We start from the raw sequence: 23,634 nt of genomic DNA on the forward strand, positions 1-23,634 counted from the left end.
TTAATGTGCAGGTAGTTATTTCTCAGCCCTTCCTTTGGCATTAATATTGAAATGATGGCAGGAAAATAGCGTGAATTGGTGTTTTACGCTAGGTAGCACTACTTATGGTGATAATAAGCAGTACTTATGATCAAGTTTGTCATACCGTGGTGTTAGTTGTGTGTAGTGAGCTGTTTTTGTAGCGCTATTATGACCGATTCGTCGGTGACTGGAATAGCATAATCATCCAGGCCATTGGCACCCATCTTGGCATTTTCAGTTATATATTTCATATTACTTTGACGAGTTGACTTGCCCGATAAATGCACTTCGTTAACACCTGTATGACGAATGATGCTTAGTACATTATTTGGTGTAACCCCAGCCCCCGCCATGATTGAAATTCGATCGTTTGCTTGATTGACCAACTTTTCGATGTTATCCAAACCTAGCTCCGCCGAAGGAGCAAGACCAGAAGTTAGTAAGCGCTCGCATTGCAGTGAGATAATATTCTCTAGAGCTGTTTTCGGATCGCTAGCCTGATCAAAGGCTCGGTGGAATGTGACGCCTAATTCGAATTGCTTAGCAATAGAGAGCAGAGGCGCAAGGTTATTAACATCAATACTACCATCCTCACGAAGCAGACCAATAACAATGCCATCAGCACCAAGTGAACCAGCGAGTTCGATATCTGAGGCCATTATTTGGATCTCTTCTTCATTGTAGAAAAAGTCACCTTGCCTAGGTCTTATCATGACATAGATCGGTATCGTACTGACCTTGACGGCTTGTCGAATAAAACCAGCACTGGGAGTCAGTCCACCCAAGGCGAGAGAGGAACAAAGCTCAATACGCGTGGCTCCCCCAGAAATGGCAATAGGTAAGGACTCAATATTATCGATACAGACTTCAATTTGAAAAGACATAGAAAGCTCATAAGTCGAGATGACGGTGTTTTACTATATCCGCGAATCGATTGGACGCAAAGAAAAAGCCCAAAGCAAATGCTTTGGGCTTTTAAATTGGCTAACTAATTACTTCTTCAATGATTGGCTGCGTTTTCCGCTTTATTTTTCCAACCATCAACCCCGTTGAGCTTGGGGTGAAGGTTTTAATTACTTAGATAGGTCTTCTGCGTGCTCAGATAAGAACGCCGCAACACCTTTTGGAGATGCGTCCATACCCGCTTTACCTTCTTCCCATTGTGCTGGGCACACTTCACCGTTCTTTTGGTGGAAGTTTAGAGCGTCAACCATACGTAGCATTTCGTCGATGTTACGGCCTAGTGGAAGGTCGTTAACAACTTGGTGACGAACTAGACCGTCTTCATCGATTAGGAATGAACCACGGAATGCAACACCAGCTTCTGGGTGCTCTACGTCGTATGCTTTGCAGATCTCGTGCTTAACATCAGCAACAAGAGGGTATTTAACTTGACCGATACCGCCATCTTCGATAGCTGTGTTACGCCATGCATTGTGAGAGAACTGAGAATCGATAGAGATACCGATAACTTCAGCGCCCTTTGCTTGGAAGTCAGCTAAACGGTTGTCGAACGCGATTAGCTCAGATGGGCAAACGAACGTGAAATCTAGTGGGTAGAAGAATACAACTGCTTTTTTACCCTTAGTAAATTCAGCGAAGTTGAAGTTTTCAACGATTTCACCGTTGCCTAGAACAGCTGCTGCAGTGAAGTCTGGGGCTTGACGACCAACTAGTACCATTTTTTTGCTCCTAAAATAGGTTTAATTCAAACCGTCTTTGGTTTGGTTTGTGTTTGTACGAGACAAACTATAGTACACATTGTAGTATTGAAAAAAGCGAAATTATTAGATTGATTTTATCGAAAAAAGCGATGATAGGTTCAAGTTCATCGCTTTTGTAAAATATGCCCAAGAGAACGAGCAATAGCATGAATAAATGGCCTAGTTTAAAGCAGCTTCACTATTTCGTTACTTTGCACGAAACCCGCCATTTCAGCGAAGCGGCAGAGAAGTGTTTTGTTAGTCAGTCTACCTTAAGTAAAGGGATCCAGAATTTAGAAGAATTGATTGGTTGCCCATTGTACGAGAAGAAAGACAAAAAAAGTCCTTTAGTATTTACTCAAGCGGGTGAGTTGGTCGTCAGCCAAGGAAGGGAGCTACTAGCAAAAGGACAAGACTTAATTGAACTCGGAAGTCTGTGCCATAATGGAGTGATGCAGGGTCAACTTCGGTTGGGGTGCATACCTACGATTGCCCCTTTTTTGTTGTGTGATCTTGTCCAGGAGGTCAATGCCCGTTTTCCACAGCTCAACCTGTTACTTAGAGAAGATACGACCACAAACTTGCTCGCCGCATTAAGGCACGGGGAACTGGATGTGTTGGTGTTGGCTCTTCCGGTTGATATTGGCAACATGGACAGCTGTGTCGTCGGTCAAGATCCGTTCCGTATGGTCATTAGCCGTAATCAGGCAGAAGCAATCCGAGTACCAATTAGGTATGATGATTTACCGAATGAGTCGGTGTTTCTTTTAGAAAATGAACACTGTTTGACCGATCATGCAGTATCCGCTTGCAAGCTAACGGATAAAGAAAAAATAAACCCATTTAGTGCCACAAGCCTTCACACCTTGGTGCAGATGGTAGCCAATGGACTAGGTACGACGTTTATTCCACAAATGGCGATTGATCATGGTTTGCTTGAAAATCAAAATCTGATTGTGGTTGATCCTCCAGGGCAACAAGCTCATCGAGATATCGGCTTGGTTTGGCGACCCAGCACTTCGCGCCGTGAGTCCTTCGAAAAACTCGCGCAAGTCGTTACTGAGCTCTTATGAGAAGCGGCTAATCGTAATGCGTCACTAAAATAATGACCAAATATAGATCAAGGTGCTGGTTAGGTGCCTTTTTTTGGAGTTAAATTTCGACTTCATACCCTTTATATTGAAAGTCATACCCAGTGCTTTTCTTAAAAGGTTTCTAATATTATTTTTTGTTAACAGCCCCCATTTCACACGTTATCTATGAACTTTACCACTAGGGAATAATGACAAATTAATCTAAATCAGGTAGTTAACTTTGTTTTCTTTATTGAGATAACAGTGGGGAACTCAGCAGTAATAATAATCTTGGTAATTTAATTACGTAATTACGATCAATTAATGAGGGCTAAGTCAGTAACAATCCTTTAGGTGAAAACTTTGAATGTTGCCACGTTGTCAATTTAGAGTTGCAACTCTAATGTCGGTTGGTTATTGTAGTTTAAGCTCTTGTGAAGAAGATTTCGCTCCATTTACTTTGTTTCTATGACTGGATATCAATGGTCATGGCTCTAAGTTGTGTTTGTATTAAATATCGTATTATTGAGTCATGTAGTTGCTAACTTACAATTAAATTTGGTGTTGGATAATACCCCACTTTTGATGATGAACAGGTATGTGATTAACAACGGTACGGCGCGGCGACCTACTTGAAAGTACGGCGTGAAATAGGTGAAAAGACCCAGGCCCAAGAAACCTCTTTTTATTTGCTTTACGCGAGTAGCTTCGATGAAAACAGGAAGGTTAGCGTGAATGATTCAAATGGAATTGGTCAGGCAACAAGAGCCTAATATGAGTAAAAGCCTTTGGTTGAGCGTTGAGTTAAATTTAAATAAAGCACTTAACGCCTAAGCACCCCCATTTTGAGCACTGCCCCTGTAGGTCAGTATGACTACTAATGTCGGTAAGTTTTGAGCGGCGAGAGCCGCTCTTTTTTTTCTGTTAGTTTTGAGATTCCGCTTCAACCTCATTGGGTTCAACTTCTTCTTGTAACTCCAACAAATTGATGGCGATCGCTACAAAATCACTGTCGGTGATGATGCCGACCAACGTACCATCATCAATCACTGGTAAACAGCCGACTTTGTGTTTTTGCATATAAACGGCACTTTCTCTTAAACCCGCAATCGGCGCTACCGTCATTATATTTTGATGCATAATGTCGTTAAGCGGTGTCGATAGGGTATAGGATTGCTCTTCAGGGAGCTTTTGTAGACTGGACTCTTGAGCGGCCAAAACATCGCGCTGTGTGATGATTCCGAGTAGTTTTCGATCCGCATCTACAACTGGAATATGACGAATATCCAAAGTTTCCATCATATGTTTTGCATCTGCTAAGGAGTGAGACCGCAAGAGAGTATGTGGGTTGCGGGACATCATATCTTCGACCTTAATCATAAGGGCCTCCAACTCATTTGTGTAATTGTTTTAATTATAGTTTTTTACTGAAAAGTCGCGGCAGATATGACTTGGATTTGTCGTGATAGTCACAAAATAATGTAGGAAATTTTGAGGTGAGTTGCGAGAATGCCTCAAAGGTTAGAATTTGCCTAATTATGGATAAACATCACGACTAACTTGCTATTCATCAGAGCAGGCATATACTAGGCGGCTGCACAAATTTGTGCCATATATTCCATCCACCAAATTCAAGATGACGGTTATGCAAGTATCAGACTTTCACTTCGACTTACCCGACGAGCTCATTGCCCGTTACCCAATGGCTGAACGCACCGCGAGTCGCCTTTTGCAATTGACAGGCAACAGCGGTGACCTTGTTGATGGGACATTCAAAGATATTGCCGAACTGGTGCAGCCAGGCGATTTGTTAGTCTTTAACAATACACGTGTTATACCGGCCCGAATCTTTGGTCGCAAAGCCTCAGGCGGGAAGTTGGAAGTATTGGTTGAGCGTATGCTTGATGATAAGCGTGTGCTTGCACATGTACGTTGTTCCAAATCGCCAAAACCGGGGACCGAGTTGTTCCTAGGGGAAAGCGATGAGTATCAAGCCGTAATGGTTGCTCGTCATGATGCATTGTTTGAAATCGAAGTACAGTCAGAAAAGACAGTATTAGAGGTGTTAAATGATGTTGGTCATATGCCATTACCACCGTATATCGATCGACCGGATGAAGATGCAGACAAAGAGCGTTATCAAACCGTCTATAACCAAAAGCCTGGAGCTGTAGCGGCTCCGACAGCGGGTTTACACTTCGATGATGCTATTTTGGCTGATATAAAAGCCAAGGGTGTTGAATTTGCGTATGTGACTCTGCATGTAGGCGCTGGCACGTTCCAGCCGGTACGCGTTGACAATATTCATGATCATCACATGCACGCCGAGTATGTTGAAGTTAACCAAGAAGTCGTGGATGCTATCAAACGCACCAAAGCAAACGGTGGCCGAGTGATCGCCGTCGGCACTACGTCGGTACGTTCACTGGAAAGCGCCGCTCAAAATGCTCTTAACAACGGCACTGAACTAGAACCGTTTTTTGATGATACTGAAATCTTTATTTTCCCTGGGTATGAGTATCAATTAGTGGACTGTTTAATCACTAACTTCCACTTACCAGAATCAACGTTAATAATGTTAGTCAGTGCTTTTGCTGGTTACGACAATGTGATGGCGGCATACACTCATGCCGTGCAGCAGCAATATCGTTTCTTTAGCTACGGCGATGCAATGTTCATCACCAAAAAAGTGTAAACGAGTCAACGTTCACTTAGGGAGCCAGTGAAAAGACGGTAGGGAATACCAGAATGCACTAGACTAAGAGTCGGTGTGAAGGAGTGCGACAGGCAACGGCTTGTTAGCATGATAGTAATGAAAAGTCAGACTGTGTCTCTGGCAATTTGGAGGCTTCGTGAAGCTCAAATACGAACTTAAAAAGAAAAATGGCCACGCTCGTCGTGGACAACTCACTTTCGAACGTGGCAGTGTGCAGACTCCGGCCTTCATGCCAGTCGGTACTTACGGTACTGTAAAAGGTATGACGCCAGAAGAAGTAAAAGCAACGGGTGCTGAGATCTTGCTGGGTAACACATTCCACCTTTGGCTACGTCCGGGTCAAGAAATCATGAAAATGCATGGTGACCTTCACGATTTTATGAACTGGCAAGGCCCAATCCTGACAGATTCAGGGGGCTTCCAAGTATTTAGCCTTGGTGATATGCGTAAAATCACTGAAGAAGGCGTACACTTTCGCAGCCCAGTCAATGGCGACAAAGTGTTCATGGACGCTGAAAAATCGATGGAAATCCAAAAAGACCTGGGTTCTGACATCGTAATGATTTTTGATGAATGTACGCCGTACCCAGCGACCCACGATGAAGCTAAGAAGTCGATGGAAATGTCTCTACGTTGGGCAAAGCGCTCACGTGATCACTTTGACAAGCTGGAAAACCCGAACTCTTTGTTTGGTATTGTACAAGGCAGCGTCTACGAAGATCTTCGTGATGTTTCAGTAGAAGGGCTTACCGAAATCGGATTCGATGGTTATGCTGTTGGTGGCCTTGCGGTTGGCGAACCAAAAGAGGATATGCATCGCGTGCTAGAGCACACGACTCCGAAGCTTCCAGAAGACAAGCCTCGCTACTTGATGGGTGTAGGTAAACCTGAAGACTTGGTTGAAGGTGTGCGTCGTGGCATCGATATGTTTGATTGTGTTATGCCAACGCGTAATGCTCGTAATGGTCACCTTTTTGTCACTGGCGGCGTGATTAAGATCCGCAATGCGAAAAATAAGACAGATGTAACCCCACTGGATCCACATTGCGATTGTTACACCTGTAAGAATTACTCTAAAGCGTACCTCCACCACCTAGATCGTTGTAATGAAATTCTAGGGGCTCGCTTAAATACTATCCACAATCTGCGTTATTACCAACGTCTGATGGAGAGTATTCGTAAAGCGATTGATGAAGATCGTTTTGAACAATTTGTCGAAGAGTTTTACGCGCGTCGTGAACGCGACGTTCCACCATTGGACATGAAATAACTGATTAATTTTAAGGCTATCCTGCTAGAAGGTAACAAATCCTAGCTGTGGGTCACACTTTTTGTGCATCTTATTGGCTAAGAAACATTGAGTTACCTTTTGCTTCTTGAAAAGATAGGGGGATAGCCCAATTTTGGACTTGAATTTACATTTAAAGAGGATGTTTTCTAATGAGTTTGATTTCTCCAGCTTACGCTGCTGAAGGCGCACCACAGGGCGGCGGTTTCGAAATGCTGCTTATGCTAGGTATGTTTGCCGTTATTTTTTACTTCATGATCTACCGCCCGCAAGCTAAGCGTGCGAAAGAGCATAAAAACCTAATGTCTTCTATGGCAAAAGGCGATGAAGTGCTAACAAACGGCGGCCTTATCGGCAAAATCACAAAGATCTCAGAAGAGAACGACTATGTTGCTATCGCACTTAACGATAATAACGAAGTTGTCATCAAGAAAGACTTTGTTACAGCAGTGCTACCAAAGGGTACGCTGAAATCTCTATAAAAACAGCTAAAGGATCCTCGCTGTGCTAAACCGTTATCCTTTGTGGAAGTACTTGATGGTTGTGTTTGCCATTGCCATCGCTGCGTTATACGCGCTTCCCAACTTATACGGTGAAGATCCGGCTATTCAAATTACAGGGGCGCGTGGCGCCTCTGTTGATATGTCGACGCTGGATACTGTCACCGAAGCTCTAAATAAAGAGCAGCTCACTCAAAAATCCATTGCACTAGAAAATGGTTCTATTCTTGTCCGATTCAATGACACTGATACTCAATTAAATGCGCGTGATGTCATTAGTCAAGCTCTAGGTAGAGACTCAATTGTCGCTCTTAACCTAGCGCCTGCTACACCCGACTGGCTTGAGACAATTGGTGCTGCACCGATGAAGCTGGGTCTTGACCTACGTGGCGGCGTTCACTTCTTAATGGAAGTGGATATGGACGCTGCAATGGAGAAATTAGTCGCTCAGCAAGAAGAAGCTTTTCGAAGTGAACTGCGTGAAGAACGCATTCGATACCGAGCTATTCGCCCTTTGGGAACTGAAGCTGTAGAAGTACTACTTCGAGATGCTGAACAGCTAGCGTCGGCAAAAAAAGTACTAGAGTTGAAGCACCCAGATATGGTGATTGTTGATTCTGACTCTAACGGTCGATTTACGCTCGTTGCGCGTTTTTCAGATGCTCGTCTTCAAGAAATTCGCAATTACGCCGTTGAGCAAAATATCACTATCTTACGTAACCGAGTTAATGAGTTAGGTGTTGCCGAGCCATTAGTTCAGCGTCAGGGTGCAAGCCGTATCGTGGTTGAATTACCAGGCGTTCAAGATACTGCTCGCGCGAAAGAGATCCTTGGGGCAACAGCAACACTGGAATTTCGTGAAGTAGACAGCAAGGCCGATCTAGCCGCAGCTGCCAGTGGCCGAGTCCCGGCAGGCAGTGAAATCAAGCTTGATCGTGACGGACGTCCGGCTGTCTTGAAAAAACGCGTTATTCTTGGTGGTGCAAGTATCACCGATGCGAGTTCAAGTGTTGATGAATATGGCCGACCTCAGGTTAATATCTCACTTGATAGTGAAGGTGGCAGCAAAATGTCAGCGTTCTCAAGGCAGAACATTGGCAAGTTGATGGCGACCGTTTTTGCTGAGTACAAAGACAGTGGCAAACGCACTCCTGAAGGCAAAGTCATTCTTGATAAGCACGAAGAAGTGATCAACCAGGCAACGATTCAGTCTGCTCTTGGTCGGAACTTCCGTATTACAGGTATTGACTCTGTGGCAGAAGCTCACAATTTGGCATTGTTGCTTCGCGCAGGTGCATTGATTGCGCCGATCTCTATTGTTGAAGAACGTACCATTGGCCCTTCTATGGGACAACAAAACATTGATATGGGCATTAAAGCTTGTATCACTGGTTTGCTGGCTGTGATGATCTTTACTTTGATTTACTATCGTAAATTCGGCCTTATTGCTAACTGTGCCTTAATGGCGAATATCGTTTTGATTGTTGGTGTGATGTCGATGATCCCTGGGGCAACCATGACGCTACCAGGCATAGCCGGTATTGTATTGACGGTTGGTATGGCCATCGATGCTAACGTTCTGATCTTTGAACGTATCCGTGAAGAGCTGCGTGACGGGCGTAACCCTCAACAAGCTATTCACCAAGGTTATGCGAATGCGTTTAGTACTATCGCCGATGCAAACATTACGACGTTGATTACCTCAACCATTTTATTTGCTGTGGGTACCGGTGCCATTAAAGGCTTCGCGGTTACGCTGTCTATCGGTATTTTGACCTCTATGTTTACTGCTATCATAGGAACACGTTGTATCGTGAACCTTGCATATGGCGGCAAACGAATTAATAAACTGTCGATCTAGGGAATTTGCGATGTTTCAATTATTGAAAGCAGAGAAAACCATCGACTTTATGCGTTGGTCAAAATTCGCGTTCATTTTTTCTATTCTAATGATCGCGTCTTCTATTTTTACCCTTTCGACCAAATGGTTGAATTGGGGGCTGGACTTTACAGGCGGAACACTGATTGAAGTAGGTTTTCAACAACCTGCTGATCTCGAAAATGTTCGTAGTGCACTAGAAGCAAAAGGCTTTGGTGATGCGACTGTACAAAACTTTGGTTCTTCGCGCGACGTTATGGTTCGCCTGCGTCCACGTGATAATGTTCAAGGTGAGACTCTCGGCAACCAAATCCTGGATGCAATCAAACAAGGAACAGGCGAGTCAGTAGAGATGCGCCGTATTGAGTTTGTGGGTCCAAACGTTGGTGACGAACTGACAGAAGCGGGTGGTTTGGCGATCATCGTGTCGTTGATCTGTATCTTGCTGTACGTTTCAATGCGATTTGAATGGCGATTGGCTGCAGGTGCTGTACTCGCTCTGACACATGATGTGATCATTACGTTGGGTATCTTCTCGCTGTTGCAAATTGAGGTGGATTTAACCATCGTCGCAGCCTTACTAACGGTTGTCGGTTATTCCCTTAACGATACCATCGTTGTTTTCGACCGTATTCGTGAAAACTTCCGGAAAATGCGTAAAGGTGAGTCAGCTGATGTTATGAACAGCTCAATCACGCAAACTCTGAGCCGTACGTTGATTACCTCGGGTACGACGTTGTTTGTAGTTATCGCGCTGTTTACCCAAGGTGGAGCCATGATTCACGGATTTGCATTAGCGTTGCTATTGGGTATTACGGTTGGTACATACTCTTCTATCTACGTGGCTTCTGCATTAGCGTTGAAACTTGGTATTCAACGTGAACACCTAATGCCGCCTCAAATAGAGAAAGAAGGTGAAGAGCTTGATGAGTTGCCTTAGGCTACTCGCTTGTATAAAAAAAGCCGCTCAATGAGCGGCTTTTTTAGTGAGTTAAACCCAAGAGAAATTACTTGGGTTTGAAATCAGCTGTGACGGAGCTGTTATTTCATCATTGCTTCGTTGCCATTCTCGCGAATGTGCTTAAGCATAGACTTAACGCCGCGCGCACTAGATGCAACAACATTACCAGACTTCATGTAATCGGTGCCGCCTGCAAAATCGGTGACGATAGCGCCGGCTTCGCGCGCAATTAGTTCGCCAGCTGCCATGTCCCATGGTTTTAGACCTAACTCGAAGTAACCGTCAACGCGACCAGCGGCTAAGTAGCATAGATCTAGTGCAGCTGAACCAGTACGACGGAAGTCAGCACATTCAACGAATAGTGCAGACATGATTTTAAAGTAGCTTTCAGAGTGTTGCTTTTGTTTGAATGGAAAACCTGTTGCAAGAACAGTACCTTGAAGGTCTTTAAGTTGTTTTACACGCATACGAGCATTGTTTAATTGAGCTCCTGCACCACGTTGAGCAGTGAATAGCTCGTTTATCATAGGGTCGTAAACACAGGCAACTTCAGTCTTGCCTTTGATGCGAACAGCGATGGATACAGAGAAGTGTGGAATACCGCGCACAAAGTTATTCGTGCCATCCAGTGGGTCAATGATCCATTGTACGTCACTATCTTTACCTTCCATTAGACCGCTTTCTTCAGCAACGATGCTGTGATCTGGATAAGAGTTCTTGATAGTATCGATGATTAACGCTTCGGCTTCTTTGTCGATGTTAGTAACAAAGTCATTCGTGCCTTTCTGTACTGACTCAATTTTGTCAGTATTTTCAAGTGATTTAGCAATATGATTGCCGGCTTTACGCGCAGCGCGTATAGCAATATTAAGCATTGGATGCATAAAAATTTTCCCAACGGATGTTAAAGAACAAAAAGCGGCGGGCAGTATAACAAACTTTTTGCAAAAAGGAAGTGGTTATTTTTTGTCCTATTGAGGTGGTGGGTAATAAAAGAGCCTGACTATTATACTCTGGTTTATGTTACTATCTTGCGGTTTTATTATAGTGGTGTATTAAGCATGTTAGACAAAGTAAAAATCGTTCTGGTTGGCACGTCACATTCTGGAAATATTGGCTCTGCAGCCCGCGCGATGAAAGTGATGGGGTTGAGCCAAATGGTTTTGGTGGATCCTCAATGCGAAATCGATGGCCAAGCCATCGCACTAGCAGCAGGAGCCAGCGACATTGCGCTAAATGCTAAGGTCGTAGCCACACTTGAAGAGGCTGTTGAAGACTGCGGATTGGTAGTGGGTTCAAGTGCCCGTTCACGTACGCTTGAGTGGCCGATGTTAGAGCCAAGAGAGTGTGGTGAGAAATTTGCTATAGAAGGTGAATCGCATACTGTAGCAATGGTGTTTGGCCGTGAAAGAACAGGCTTAACCAATGACGAGTTGCAATTGTGTCACTTTCATAGCTGTATCCCTGCCAACCCAGAATACAGTTCATTGAATTTGGCGATGGCGGTTCAGACTTTCAGTTATGAAATTCGTATGGCCCACTTAGCACGACAAGAGCAACAATACCCAGTGGCAGAGCAAATGGAATACCCTCGTCACAAAGAACTTGAAATGTTTTTCGAACATCTTGAAAAAGTGATTCTGGATACCCAGTTCATTAGTAAGGACAAACCAAATCAAGTGATGAATAAGTTACGTCGTTTGTTCAGTCGCTCTCGTCCAGAGACCCAAGAAATTAACACATTACGTGGTATTTTGACGTCAATAGAAAGGGCACTTTCGACTAAAAAATAGCTTGTAATTTATAAATTTCCATACCTGACTAATTTAGTCAATTAAATACTTGACTAAATTAGTCAGGTATGGAAAAATTAATTCCACATAATCAATGTGGAATCGTGCGATATGAGACTAACATCCAAAGGAAGATATGCAGTGACCGCGATGCTAGATGTCGCACTTCACTCGCAGCAGGGCCCTGTGCCTCTCGCTGATATTTCAGAGCGACAAGGAATTTCGCTGTCATACCTAGAACAGCTTTTTTCAAAATTACGCAAAGCCGGTCTCGTGGCAAGCGTGAGAGGGCCTGGTGGTGGTTATCGCTTAGGGTCTGAAGCGACCTCTATTTCAATTGGCACTGTTATTGCCGCTGTTGATGAGTCGGTAGATGCGACTAAATGCAACGGTAAAGCGGATTGCCAAGGTGGAACACGCTGTTTGACTCACACTCTTTGGAGAGATCTCAGTGCTCGTATCAGCGACTTCTTAAACAACATCACCCTTGGTGAGTTGATGCTAGACAATGAAGTTTTAGAGATTTCAGCTCACCAAGAGCTGGAGCATGCAATTGAACATGGGTTATCAAGAAGAAATACAAATGCCGCGCCCATCGGCATCAATGTTCGTACTTAAGTGCGAAGCATTCACATTGGAGTAAAGAATGAAACTGCCTATATATTTTGACTACTCTGCAACTTGCCCAGTGGACAATCGTGTTGCCGAGAAAATGGTTCAGCACATGACGATGGATGGGACATTTGGCAACCCGGCTTCTCGTTCTCACCGTTTCGGTTGGCAGGCAGAAGAGGCTGTAGATCATGCACGCGAACAGGTTGCGGAGCTATTGAATGCGGACCCACGAGAAATTGTATTTACTTCTGGCGCAACAGAGTCTGATAACCTAGCGATCAAAGGTGCAGCGCACTTTTATGGCAAGAAAGGAAAGCACATTATTACGTGCAAAACAGAACATAAAGCGGTGTTAGATCCATGCCGACAGCTTGAGCGTGAAGGTTACGAAGTTACTTACTTAGAGCCTGAAGAGAACGGCATTATCAATTTCGCTAAGCTCGAAGCGGCAATGCGTGACGATACAGTTCTTGTGTCTATTATGCATGTGAACAACGAAATTGGTGTTGTGCAAGATATTGCGGCTATTGGCGAACTTTGTCGTAGTAAAAAAATTATTTTTCACGTCGATGCAGCTCAATCAGCGGGTAAATTGCCAATCGATGTTCAAGAGTTGAAAGTGGATTTGATCTCATTATCGGCTCATAAAGTTTACGGGCCTAAAGGGATTGGCGCACTTTACGTTCGTCGTAAACCCCGCATCCGCTTAGAAGCACAAATGCATGGTGGTGGTCACGAACGTGGATTCCGTTCGGGGACACTAGCAACGCATCAAATTGTAGGTATGGGCGAAGCGTTTGCTATTGCAAAGCAAGAACTAGAACAAGATTACAATCACGCTCTACAACTTCGCGAGCGCATGCTTGCTGGCTTGAAAGGCCTTGAAGCAGTGACAGTTAATGGCGATTTAGAGCAACGAGTACCACACAACCTTAATGTCAGTTTTGCCTTCGTCGAAGGTGAGTCATTGCTAATGTCATTGAAAGATCTTGCAGTGTCATCAGGCTCGGCATGTACATCGGCAAGCTTGGAGCCATCGTATGTATTGCGAGCTCTTGGACTAAATGATGAACTGGCTCATAGCTCAGTGCGTTTCTCCTTTGGTCGATTTACAACAGAAGAAGAAATTGATTATGCTGTCGAGCAAATCAAGACAGCTGTAAATAAATTACGAGACATGTCTCCTCTATGGGATATGTATAAAGAAGGGATTGATTTGGACACCGTTGAGTGGGCTCATCACTAAATCTCAGGGAAGTAGAGGATTCGAGGAATAAATTATGGCGTATAGCGAAAAAGTCATTGATCACTACGAAAACCCAAGAAACGTGGGTTCGTTTGACAAAGAAGATCCAAATGTCGGTAGCGGCATGGTCGGTGCACCAGCATGTGGCGACGTGATGAAACTGCAAATTAAAGTCACTGAAGAAGGTATCATCGAAGATGCCAAGTTCAAGACTTACGGTTGTGGTTCGGCTATTGCCTCTAGCTCTCTTGTTACTGAGTGGGTTAAAGGGAAATCTATCGATGAAGCAGCTGCAATTAAGAACTCTGAAATTGCAGAAGAGCTTGAATTACCGCCAGTGAAAGTACACTGCTCTATCTTGGCGGAAGATGCTATTAAGGCTGCGGTTGCAGACTACAAAAAGAAACACGATTAATCTCATTGTCGTCAGATAAGCACATAAATATTTAAAGGTTGTAGTATGGCCATTTCATTATCAGAAGCAGCAGCAAGCCGAGTTAGGGCATTCTTAGATAATCGCGGCAAAGGTGTGGGTTTACGTTTAGGCGTGAAAACAACTGGCTGTTCAGGGATGGCTTACGTGCTTGAATTTGTAGATGAAATTAATGACGAAGATGAAGTCTTTGAACATTCAGGTGTAAAGGTCATTATTGATCCTAAAAGTCTTGTGTACTTAGACGGCACACAACTTGATTACGTAAAAGAGGGCCTTAACGAGGGCTTTGAGTTCAACAACCCAAACGCAAAGAGCGAATGTGGTTGTGGAGAGAGCTTTAACGTTTAGTGTCTTACGAGAGCTTAGTTGTGATAACTAAGCTCTTTTTATGAGCAAACAACATGAATCATTTTGAATTATTCGGGCTACCAATTCAGTTTCAGTTGGATGGTAGCCTTCTTTCATCTCAGTTTAGAGAGCTTCAGCGGCGTTTCCATCCAGATAATTTTGCCACAGCTTCAGAGCGTGATCGATTGCTCGCAGTACAGAAAGCAGCGCAAATAAACGATGCTTATGATGTACTAAAGCGACCTTTGTCGAGAGCCGAATACTTGCTAGCAATCAATAATGTCGATATTCGTGCTGAACAGCAAACGATGCAAGACCCGATGTTCTTGATGGAGCAAATGGAGTTGCGTGAAGAGCTCGAAAGTATTGGTGAAGCCGCAGATCCAGAAAATCAACTCTTTGATTTTGACCAAAAGGTCGGCAAAATGCACCAATCCCTTCTGACCCAGCTTGAGCAAGAGCTCAATGAAAAACAGTGGGCAGAAGCTGCAAACGACGTAAGAAAATTAAAGTTTATCGCCAAGTTAAAGTGCGAAATTGAGCGACTGGAAGATAAGTTGCTCGGTTAAAAGATTACCAAGGAATATTGAATGGCATTACTTCAAATCGCTGAGCCAGGTGAAAGCTCAGCCCCACATCAACATAAACTTGCAGCCGGTATTGATCTTGGTACGACCAACTCGCTTGTCGCGTCGGTAAGAAGTGGCGAAGCCGCGACCCTGGTTGATGACAAAGGGCGTAGTATTTTGCCATCCGTTGTTCACTATTCCACAGAGCAACCTTCTGTGGGGTATCTTGCAAGAGAAAACGCCGCAGCTGATCCTCACAATACAGTGAGTTCCGTTAAGCGCTTGCTTGGTCGCTCTTTGCAAGATGTAAAGCAGCGTTACCCATCACTGCCTTATCATATGGTTGAAAGTGAAAATGGCCTACCTGTTATTTCGACTCAAGCGGGTGACAAAAACCCGGTGCAAGTTTCTGCTGACATTCTAAGAACGTTAGCCAAACGCGCCGAAGACACCCTTGGTGGAGAGCTAGCCGGTGTGGTGATTACTGTCCCTGCTTATTTTGATGATTCTCAGCGTGCTGGCACAAAAGATGCGGCAAACCTGGCGGGTCTTCATGTGCTTAGATTACTCAATGAGCCAACAGCCGCAGCCATTGCCTATGGCCTAGATTCAGGTCAGGAAGGGGTTATTGCTGTTTATGATTTAGGTGGTGGTACCTTTGATATTTCAATCTTACGTTTGTCAAAAGGAGTCTTTGAAGTATTAGCTACAGGGGGCGACTCTGCGCTTGGTGGTGACGACTTTGATCACTTGATAGCGGATTACTTACAACAACAGATTGGGTTACAGACGCTGTCAGCTAGCCAGCAACGAGAATTGCTCGATGCAGCAACGCAAGCAAAAATTGCCTTATCAGATAACGAAAGTACATTAATTTCAGCACTAGGTTGGCAAGGGGATTTATCGCGCCAGCAGCTCAATGAGCTTATATTTCCACTGGTGAAAAAGACGTTGATGTCATGCCGCCGTGCCCTAAAAGATGCGGAAGTTGAATCAACAGAAGTGCTAGAGGTCGTAATGGTTGGAGGCTCCACTCGCACTCCATTCGTTCGCGAAAAAGTAGGTGAGTTCTTTGGCCGAACACCATTGACCAATATCAATCCTGATGAAGTTGTTGCGATCGGAGCGGCGCTCCAGGCAGATATCTTAGCAGGTAATAAGCCGGACTCTGAGATGCTACTTCTTGATGTGATTCCGCTGTCTCTTGGCATTGAAACTATGGGTAGCTTGGTAGAAAAGATTATTCCAAGAAATACGACCATCCCCGTAGCTAGAGCACAAGAGTTCACGACATTCAAAGATGGTCAAACCGCGATGGCCGTGCACATAGTGCAAGGTGAGCGAGAAATGGTTGATGATTGTCGCTCACTAGCGCGTTTTTCTTTGAAAGGCATCCCTCCAATGGCAGCAGGCGCAGCTCATATTCGAGTGACCTATCAAGTGGATGCGGATGGTCTTCTGTCGGTGACCGCGATGGAGAAAAGCACGGGTGTTCAATCTGAAATCCAGGTCAAACCATCTTACGGTCTTAGTGATAATGAAGTGGCCAATATGCTCAAAGACTCGATGACCCACGCAAAAGAAGACATGCAGGCGCGTGCTCTCGCTGAGCAACGTGTTGAAGCAGACCGAGTTATCGAAGGACTTATTGCTGCGCTGCAAGCGGATGGGGATGAGTTATTGAGCAAACAAGAAAACGAACAGTTGCTGCACGCCATCGAAGCGCTCATTGCGCTAAGAAGTCAAGACGATGCAGATGCTATTGAACAAGGTATAAAAGACACAGACAAAGCGAGCCAAGAGTTTGCATCTCGACGTATGGATAAATCTATCCGTGCAGCTCTAGCGGGACAGTCTGTAGACAATATTTAATTGAGGAACGAGTAGTCATGCCTAAAATTGTTGTATTACCACATGATGACCTTTGCCCTGAGGGCGCAGTACTAGAAGCCGAGTCGGGAGAAACCGTTCTCGATGTAGCATTGAAAAACGGTATTGGTATTGAGCATGCCTGTGAGAAGTCGTGTGCATGTACCACATGTCATGTGATCGTAAGAGAAGGCTTTGACTCACTAGAAGAAAGTGAAGAGCTAGAAGATGATATGTTAGACAAAGCGTGGGGCTTAGAGCCTGAATCTCGTCTTGGGTGCCAAGCTCGCATCGCAGATGAAGATTTGGTGGTGGAGATCCCGCGTTACACATTGAATCACGCATCAGAAGACCACTAATTTTCGTTTCAAGGAGGATATATGAGTCTAAAGTGGATAGATTCACGAGATATCGCGATTGAGTTGTGCGACTTGCACCCAGACACAGACCCGAAAACGGTTCGTTTTACCGATCTGCACCGTTGGATCGTTGAGCTGGAAGACTTCGATGATGATCCTAATCGTTCCAATGAGAAAATCCTTGAAGCGGTGATCCTCTGTTGGATGGATGAATACGACTAATCGACGACCGTATCAAAAGGCGAACCTAATGGTTCGCTTTTTTTATGCGTGCTAAGAGGCAGATAGTGTGGCTACCTTTATTTTAGTTTCAGCTGTGCCACTACGATTGTTTATCTTCTGAATTATCGTTGACCACGAGACTAAATGTGTGAGTTATTGTTACATTGTTATTAATTCTTCTGTGTACGTCATTGGTATTAGCACTACATGATGCTAACATCTTTGCATCTGTGAATAAGGTCAGCAAAGGCCGCACTCTTGTGCAAGAGTGAAATAAAAAATAAGGCAGGAGAAACCATGTCTAACACAATGTCCGTATTGTTAACCAAAGAACCCGCAGCAGCGCACTGGGGAACTAAAGCCATTCTATCGTTTTCAGACAATAGCGCGACGATTCATATCGGTGAAGGTCATGATATTGGTGCGGTACAAAAAGCGGCACGCAAACTTGATTCTCAAGGCATTTCTCACATTACACTTGCTGGTGACAACTGGGATTTGGAGTCAGCCTGGGCATTCTACCAAGGCTATCGTAACCCCAAGAAGAACAATCAAGTTGAATTAATTAAACTCAAAGATGAAGATCAGCAAGAACTTGAAGCGAGAATTAAAACGACTGATTGGACACGCGATATCATCAATAAAAGCGCGGAAGAAGTCGCACCTAGACAGCTAGCGACTATGGCGGGGGAATTCATCAAATCGTTAGCGCCAGAGCACGTCACCTATCGTATCGTAAAAGATAAAGATCTTCTCACCGAGGGCTGGACAGGTATTTACGCTGTTGGTCGCGGCTCTGCTCGCACGTCGGCAATGTTACAGCTGGACTACAATCCAACGGGCGACAAAGACGCTCCGGTTTTTGCTTGCCTGGTCGGTAAAGGTATCACCTTTGACTCAGGGGGCTATAGCTTAAAGCCGTCGAGTTTTATGGGCTCCATGAAAGCGGATATGGGGGGAGCGGGTACCATTACTGGTGGTTTCGGACTAGCGATTTTACGTGGCCTGAACAAGCGAGTGAAACTCATTTTATGTTGCGCTGAGAACATGGTGTCTGGTCGAGCACTCAAGCTTGGAGACGTGATCACTTATAAGAACGGAAAAACCGTTGAAATAATGAATACCGATGCCGAAGGTCGCCTGGTATTGGCTGATGGTTTGATCTATGCCTGTGAGCAACAGCCGCAGCTGATCGTAGATTGCGCAACTTTAACTGGAGCAGCAAAAAATGCGCTAGGTAATGACTATCACGCTTTATTGTCTTTTGATGACGAGTTGTCACATCAGGCTCTAACCGGTGCTAACCAAGAAAAAGAAGGCCTATGGCCACTGCCGCTTGCAGACTTTCACCGTGGAATGCTTCCGTCGAATTTTGCTGATCTGTCAAATATCAGCAGTGGCGACTATAGCCCAGGCGCCAGTACTGCCGCTGCGTTTTTGTCTTACTTTGTAGACGACTACAAAAAAGGCTGGCTTCACTTTGATTGTGCAGGGACTTACCGAAAGTCTGCGAGTGACAAGTGGGCGGCTGGTGCTACGGGTATGGGGGTTCGTACCCTTGCTCGATTACTGAATGAACAAGCTGAAAAATAATTATTAAAGAAAGATAAAGGAATACTTATGGCCCTAGAAAGAACATTTTCAATTGTTAAACCTGATGCTGTAGAGCGTAACCTCATCGGTGAAATCTACCATCGTATTGAAAAAGCCGGTTTGCAAATCGTCGCGGCGAAAATGGTTCACCTAAATGACGAACAAGCTCGTGGATTTTACGCGGAGCATGAAGGAAAACCCTTTTTCCCGGCACTGCGTGAGTTTATGACATCTGGTCCAATTATGGTTCAGGTTCTAGAAGGTGAAGATGCGATTGCTCGTTACCGTGAGTTGATGGGGAAAACCAATCCAGAAGAAGCCGCGTGTGGTACGTTACGCGCTGACTATGCACTAAGTATGCGTCACAATTCAGTACATGGGTCAGATAGCCCAGCATCAGCTGCTCGCGAGATTGAATTTTTCTTTCCAGAGTCGGAAATATGCCCTAGATAATGGACTGTGCAGGTCTGATGCATTCTACATTGGTCCTGTGATCAAATATCATCATCTACTAAATAAGGAGGCGTTTGCCTCCTTTTTTTTATCTAAGGAAACTCAGCAAGAATCTACAGAGTACAAATACAGGCCAACGATAGTTTTAAACTCGAGTAAAACTTGTTGTGAGTGCCTAAAGGCTGTACAATTCGCGCCCTTATTTAGAAACTCTGTCGTTTGAGAGGCACCATGACTGAACAGAAAGTGAATCTACTTGATTTTGATCGCAAGGGCTTGCGCAAATACTTCCAAGAGGAGTTAGGCGAGAAAGCGTTCCGTGCTGATCAGGTAATGAAGTGGATCTACCATTTTGGCTGTGATGACTTTGAAAAGATGTCGAACATCAATAAAAAGCTTCGTGAGAAATTGATACGACTGACAGAGATTAAAGCGCCTTACGTCTCGGATGCTCAGTATTCCTCTGACGGCACCATTAAATGGGCGATGCGAGTAGGGGACCAGGATGTTGAGACTGTTTATATCCCTGAAGATGATCGTGCGACTCTATGTGTCTCTTCACAGGTGGGGTGCGCCTTAGAATGTAAATTCTGCTCGACTGGCCAGCAAGGTTTTAACCGAAACCTAAAAGTGTCTGAGATCATCGGTCAGGTATGGCGTGCAGCGCGCGAAGTTGGCTTAGAAAAAGACACGGGACGCCGCCCGATCACCAATGTTGTAATGATGGGCATGGGTGAACCTCTCCTGAACATGAAAAACCTGATGCCATCTTTAGAGATCATGCTTGATGATTTAGGCTTTGGTTTGTCTAAGCGCCGAGTTACGGTATCGACATCTGGTGTTGTTTCTGGTCTCGATCAGATGACAGGTAATATTGATGTTGCATTAGCGATCTCTCTTCATGCACCAAATGACAAGTTGCGTAGTGAAATCATGCCTATCAACGATCGTTGGGACATCGAAGACTTCCTTGGGTCAGTACGTCGTTACATTGCTTCTTCTAATGCCAATAGGGGGAAAGTGACCGTAGAATACATTTTGTTAGATCACGTGAACGATGATATGGATCACGCTCGTGAACTTGCAGAATTACTCAAAGATACGCCAGCCAAGATTAACCTGATTCCATTTAATCCTTATCCAGGTTCTCCTTATAAGAAGCCAAGCAACTCACGCATCGATCGTTTTATGAAAACCTTGATGCAGTACGACTACACTGTAACAGTACGAAAGACTCGTGGTGATGATATTGACGCGGCGTGTGGTCAGTTGGTTGGTGATGTGATTGATAGAACCAAGCGAACTCAGCTAAAAGCAGAACAAGCCGGAGAGGTTATTCCTGTAAAGAACGTCGGTTAACGATTGATTTTAAATGCCAAGCTATCTGCTTGGCATTTTTGACTGCGTGATTGTGTCACTGATGAGATAGTTTACGAGTTGTTACATTGCAGCTATCTATCTGATTCAATTAAGAGATCAATACCACGTTTTTGTACATTTATGCTGGTATTGGGGAACAATCATTGATTTTCTAAATCAAATGCTAATAGTGGTCGCCTTAAGATTTGGAGTAATGTCATTTTTTTAACAAATGTGCTGGTATTGAACTTCCAAAGGCGGTGTGGCAATTCATATTGTTCGTTGAATAGATTATGATGTTTCACCTTCATAAAAAAGGCCTATTGGTATTTAGGCATCGCGCTGATAGCGATGTCGGTATTACCAAGCAATTCGACACAGAGCTTTTATCCAAAACAAGGGCAATTCTGCTGAGGCAGTGTGTGTCTACCATTCACTTTGGTTAATGCAGAACTCGACGAGTCAAATACAATAATAAAGCAGAATGAACTAACATAGCATTAGCAACTACAGGTAGAAGTACAGGATCAATGAGTACTGAACAAGAATCCAAGCAATACACAGATACAACAGAGCAAATCCTAGCGGGCACGTTACTCAAAGAGAAACGTGAAGAGTTAGGGTTAACCCAAAGACAGATCGCAGATCGCCTACGCCTGCGTGTGGCAATCATAGAGAAAATTGAAACCAACGACTTCGATGGCGAACTGGTAGCAACGTTTACTCGTGGCTATTTGCGCTCGTATGCTAAGGCCGTAGGCCTTGATGAAGCAACAGTTCTCGATACTTTGGAGCACCATGACGAAGCTCAGCATGGCGAACAGCAGATGCAGAGCTTTTCAAGAAAGACCAACAAAGAAAAGCACGATAGCCGAATTATGAAGCTAACGTGGGGGATCTTTATCGTCATCATTGGTATTTCTTCGATTTGGTGGCTGCAAAATCAGCAGAAAGATACGTTGTCCATTTTTCCGGCAGACGACACTTCAGAAGTCACAGATGCCGAAGCAATGGCATTAGATGAAGAAGGTATGGAGATGATCTCTGGTGAGAACATCGATGAAGTACCGTCAGAACCAGCTTCTCCTGTGCAACGGCCTGTTATTGAAGAGGCAGAAGTCACCGATACGACTCAGGGCGAACAAGCAGCACCAGAAGCCCTTTCTGAGACACAACTTGAGGTTGTTGAGCCTATCTTAGAAGAGGCGTCTCCTGTTGCTGTAGAAGTCGCTGATAATACCAAGAAAGTGACGATGAGTTTCAGGGCTGATTGCTGGATTCAAATTACCGACGCATCAGGTAAAGTGCTGTCTACGGGTATCAAATCTGCAGGACAAACGCTGAATTTGTCAGGTGAAGCACCGTTTAAAGTCATTTTAGGTGCACCTGAAGCCGTTTCCATCACATTAGCAAGTGAACCTTTTGACCTTTCTGGGTATACTTCAGGTAAAGTCGCTCGGTTTACCTTACCTTAGAAAACACTATGCAATATGAATCACCTATAAAACGTCGCCCGTCTTCAAGAATTTATGTTGGCGACGTCCCTATCGGCGATGGTGCTCCTATCGCCGTCCAATCGATGACCAATACGCGCACAACTGATGTTGCTGCGACCGTGGCACAGATCAAAGCACTGGAAAATGTCGGTGCGGATATTGTGCGTGTATCGGTACCGACCATGGATGCTGCAGAAGCATTTAGAGAAATCAAAAGGCAAGTTAACGTTCCTTTGGTCGCCGATATCCATTTTGATTACCGTATCGCGTTAAAAGTCGCTGAGTATGGTGTTGATTGCTTGCGTATCAACCCTGGCAATATTGGTAACGAACAGCGAATACGCTCCGTTGTCGATTGTGCTCGCGACAACAACATTCCAATTCGCATCGGTGTAAATGGCGGATCATTGGAAAAAGAGATTCAGGTAAAATACGGTGAACCTACGCCAGCCGCGTTAGTTGAATCGGCAATGCGCCATGTCGACATTCTTGACCGATTGAACTTCGATCAATTCAAAGTCAGCGTAAAGGCATCGGATGTATTCCTTGCCGTTGACTCTTACCGACTACTCGCAAAGAAAATCGATCAACCACTGCACCTAGGTATTACCGAAGCTGGTGGTGCTCGTGCTGGTGCTGTGAAATCGTCGGTCGGTTTGGGGATGCTTCTTGCTGAAGGTATTGGTGATACGTTACGTATCTCTCTTGCGGCCGATCCGGTAGAAGAAATCAAAGTCGGCTTTGATATTTTAAAGTCACTGCGTATTCGCTCCCGCGGTATCAACTTTATTGCGTGCCCAAGTTGCTCACGCCAAGAGTTTGATGTCATCGGCACGGTCAATGCGCTAGAGCAGAGGCTAGAAGACATGATCACTCCAATGGATGTTTCAATCATTGGTTGCGTGGTAAATGGACCTGGTGAAGCAGAGGTATCGCATCTAGGGTTAGCAGGCAGTAATAAGAAAAGCGCCTTCTACGAAGATGGCAAGCGCCAGAAGGAGCGTTTTGATAACGACGATCTCGTTAATCAACTCGAAGCTAAGATTCGAGCCAAAGCGGCACAAATCGATCCGGACAACCGTATCGATGTTAATCTAATCGACAACAAATAATCTCAACAGTAAACGGTACACAT

General features: G+C 44.6%; 24 protein-coding genes. 20 read left to right on the top strand and 4 right to left on the bottom strand.

Translation table 11 applies throughout. From position 1 onward, the window contains the following. Positions 1-152: 152 nt before the first annotated feature. Together LNL84_RS16290 and LNL84_RS16295 are read right to left on the bottom strand one after the other, a co-directional pair. On the bottom strand, positions 153-905 hold the full coding sequence (locus LNL84_RS16290; protein ID WP_244358665.1) for a copper homeostasis protein CutC: 753 nt from the start codon (positions 903-905) through the stop codon (positions 153-155). 189 nt (positions 906-1,094) lie between these two features. Continuing rightward, the gene (locus tag LNL84_RS16295) at positions 1,095-1,703 is read right to left on the bottom strand and encodes a peroxiredoxin C (RefSeq protein WP_244358666.1); all 609 of its coding nucleotides are present in this window, start codon (positions 1,701-1,703) and stop codon (positions 1,095-1,097) included. Positions 1,704-1,891: 188 nt separating this feature from the next. Between LNL84_RS16295 and LNL84_RS16300 the strand changes: the two genes are divergently transcribed. Further along, entirely contained in the window at positions 1,892-2,797 is a 906-nt protein-coding gene (locus LNL84_RS16300; protein ID WP_244358667.1) for a hydrogen peroxide-inducible genes activator, read from the top strand. A gap of 924 nt (positions 2,798-3,721) precedes the next feature. Here LNL84_RS16300 and LNL84_RS16305 read toward each other — a convergent pair. Then, a complete protein-coding gene (locus LNL84_RS16305; protein WP_244358668.1) occupies positions 3,722-4,177 on the bottom strand; it encodes a CBS domain-containing protein in 456 nt (151 codons plus the stop codon). A gap of 265 nt (positions 4,178-4,442) precedes the next feature. On the opposite strand from LNL84_RS16305, the gene queA reads away from it, so the two are divergent. The 5 genes from queA (at position 4,443) to secF (ending at position 10,120) form a co-directional block, all read left to right on the top strand. Further along, on the top strand, positions 4,443-5,492 hold the full coding sequence (gene queA / locus LNL84_RS16310) for a tRNA preQ1(34) S-adenosylmethionine ribosyltransferase-isomerase QueA (RefSeq protein WP_244358669.1): 1,050 nt from the start codon (positions 4,443-4,445) through the stop codon (positions 5,490-5,492). A gap of 157 nt (positions 5,493-5,649) precedes the next feature. Next, positions 5,650-6,783 carry a tRNA guanosine(34) transglycosylase Tgt gene (tgt, locus tag LNL84_RS16315; RefSeq protein ID WP_244358670.1) on the top strand — a complete coding sequence of 378 codons (1,134 nt, stop codon included), beginning with the start codon at positions 5,650-5,652 and terminating at the stop codon, positions 6,781-6,783. 170 nt (positions 6,784-6,953) lie between these two features. After that, complete coding sequence (gene yajC / locus LNL84_RS16320) at positions 6,954-7,283, top strand: preprotein translocase subunit YajC (RefSeq protein WP_244358672.1); 330 nt, start codon at positions 6,954-6,956, stop codon at positions 7,281-7,283. Positions 7,284-7,305: 22 nt separating this feature from the next. Beyond that, positions 7,306-9,162: a protein translocase subunit SecD gene (gene secD / locus LNL84_RS16325; RefSeq protein ID WP_341829465.1), complete on the top strand. Its 1,857-nt coding sequence runs from the start codon at positions 7,306-7,308 to the stop codon at positions 9,160-9,162. Positions 9,163-9,172: 10 nt separating this feature from the next. Next, positions 9,173-10,120, top strand: coding sequence for a protein translocase subunit SecF (gene secF / locus LNL84_RS16330; protein WP_244358674.1), 948 nt, complete (start codon positions 9,173-9,175; stop codon positions 10,118-10,120). 101 nt (positions 10,121-10,221) lie between these two features. Here the strand turns inward: secF and suhB are convergent, their stop codons facing one another. Further along, positions 10,222-11,025, bottom strand: coding sequence for an inositol-1-monophosphatase (gene suhB / locus LNL84_RS16335; RefSeq protein ID WP_244358675.1), 804 nt, complete (start codon positions 11,023-11,025; stop codon positions 10,222-10,224). A 177-nt stretch (positions 11,026-11,202) separates the two neighbouring features. On the opposite strand from suhB, the gene trmJ reads away from it, so the two are divergent. From trmJ to ispG, 14 genes are all read left to right on the top strand, one after another. After that, positions 11,203-11,934: a tRNA (cytosine(32)/uridine(32)-2'-O)-methyltransferase TrmJ gene (trmJ, locus tag LNL84_RS16340; protein ID WP_244358677.1), complete on the top strand. Its 732-nt coding sequence runs from the start codon at positions 11,203-11,205 to the stop codon at positions 11,932-11,934. Positions 11,935-12,045: 111 nt separating this feature from the next. Then, positions 12,046-12,552 (top strand): Fe-S cluster assembly transcriptional regulator IscR, encoded by a 507-nt coding sequence (iscR, locus tag LNL84_RS16345; RefSeq protein ID WP_244358678.1) that lies wholly within the window; start codon positions 12,046-12,048, stop codon positions 12,550-12,552. Positions 12,553-12,580: 28 nt separating this feature from the next. Then, positions 12,581-13,795, top strand: coding sequence for an IscS subfamily cysteine desulfurase (locus LNL84_RS16350; RefSeq protein ID WP_244358679.1), 1,215 nt, complete (start codon positions 12,581-12,583; stop codon positions 13,793-13,795). Positions 13,796-13,829: 34 nt separating this feature from the next. Continuing rightward, a complete protein-coding gene (gene iscU, locus LNL84_RS16355; RefSeq protein ID WP_244358681.1) occupies positions 13,830-14,210 on the top strand; it encodes a Fe-S cluster assembly scaffold IscU in 381 nt (126 codons plus the stop codon). A 45-nt stretch (positions 14,211-14,255) separates the two neighbouring features. Further along, complete coding sequence (gene iscA, locus LNL84_RS16360) at positions 14,256-14,579, top strand: iron-sulfur cluster assembly protein IscA (RefSeq protein WP_244358682.1); 324 nt, start codon at positions 14,256-14,258, stop codon at positions 14,577-14,579. A 53-nt stretch (positions 14,580-14,632) separates the two neighbouring features. Further along, positions 14,633-15,148 (top strand): co-chaperone HscB, encoded by a 516-nt coding sequence (hscB, locus tag LNL84_RS16365; protein WP_244358684.1) that lies wholly within the window; start codon positions 14,633-14,635, stop codon positions 15,146-15,148. A 21-nt stretch (positions 15,149-15,169) separates the two neighbouring features. Continuing rightward, positions 15,170-17,020, top strand: coding sequence for a Fe-S protein assembly chaperone HscA (gene hscA, locus LNL84_RS16370; protein ID WP_244358685.1), 1,851 nt, complete (start codon positions 15,170-15,172; stop codon positions 17,018-17,020). A gap of 17 nt (positions 17,021-17,037) precedes the next feature. Next, entirely contained in the window at positions 17,038-17,376 is a 339-nt protein-coding gene (gene fdx, locus LNL84_RS16375) for an ISC system 2Fe-2S type ferredoxin (protein ID WP_244358687.1), read from the top strand. A 21-nt stretch (positions 17,377-17,397) separates the two neighbouring features. Beyond that, complete coding sequence (gene iscX, locus LNL84_RS16380) at positions 17,398-17,598, top strand: Fe-S cluster assembly protein IscX (protein WP_244358689.1); 201 nt, start codon at positions 17,398-17,400, stop codon at positions 17,596-17,598. Positions 17,599-17,895: 297 nt separating this feature from the next. Continuing rightward, the gene (pepB, locus tag LNL84_RS16385; protein WP_244358691.1) at positions 17,896-19,191 is read left to right on the top strand and encodes an aminopeptidase PepB; all 1,296 of its coding nucleotides are present in this window, start codon (positions 17,896-17,898) and stop codon (positions 19,189-19,191) included. A 27-nt stretch (positions 19,192-19,218) separates the two neighbouring features. Beyond that, positions 19,219-19,644, top strand: a complete 426-nt coding sequence (ndk, locus tag LNL84_RS16390; protein WP_244358692.1) for a nucleoside-diphosphate kinase — start codon at positions 19,219-19,221, stop codon at positions 19,642-19,644. 231 nt (positions 19,645-19,875) lie between these two features. After that, positions 19,876-21,003 (top strand): dual-specificity RNA methyltransferase RlmN, encoded by a 1,128-nt coding sequence (gene rlmN / locus LNL84_RS16395; protein WP_244358694.1) that lies wholly within the window; start codon positions 19,876-19,878, stop codon positions 21,001-21,003. A gap of 530 nt (positions 21,004-21,533) precedes the next feature. Next, positions 21,534-22,478: a cytoskeleton protein RodZ gene (gene rodZ / locus LNL84_RS16400; protein WP_244358695.1), complete on the top strand. Its 945-nt coding sequence runs from the start codon at positions 21,534-21,536 to the stop codon at positions 22,476-22,478. A gap of 8 nt (positions 22,479-22,486) precedes the next feature. Then, positions 22,487-23,611 (top strand): flavodoxin-dependent (E)-4-hydroxy-3-methylbut-2-enyl-diphosphate synthase, encoded by a 1,125-nt coding sequence (gene ispG, locus LNL84_RS16405; RefSeq protein ID WP_244358697.1) that lies wholly within the window; start codon positions 22,487-22,489, stop codon positions 23,609-23,611. Positions 23,612-23,634: the final 23 nt, after the last annotated feature.

Source organism: Vibrio gelatinilyticus (assembly GCF_022836845.1).
GTDB lineage: Bacteria > Pseudomonadota > Gammaproteobacteria > Enterobacterales > Vibrionaceae > Vibrio > Vibrio gelatinilyticus.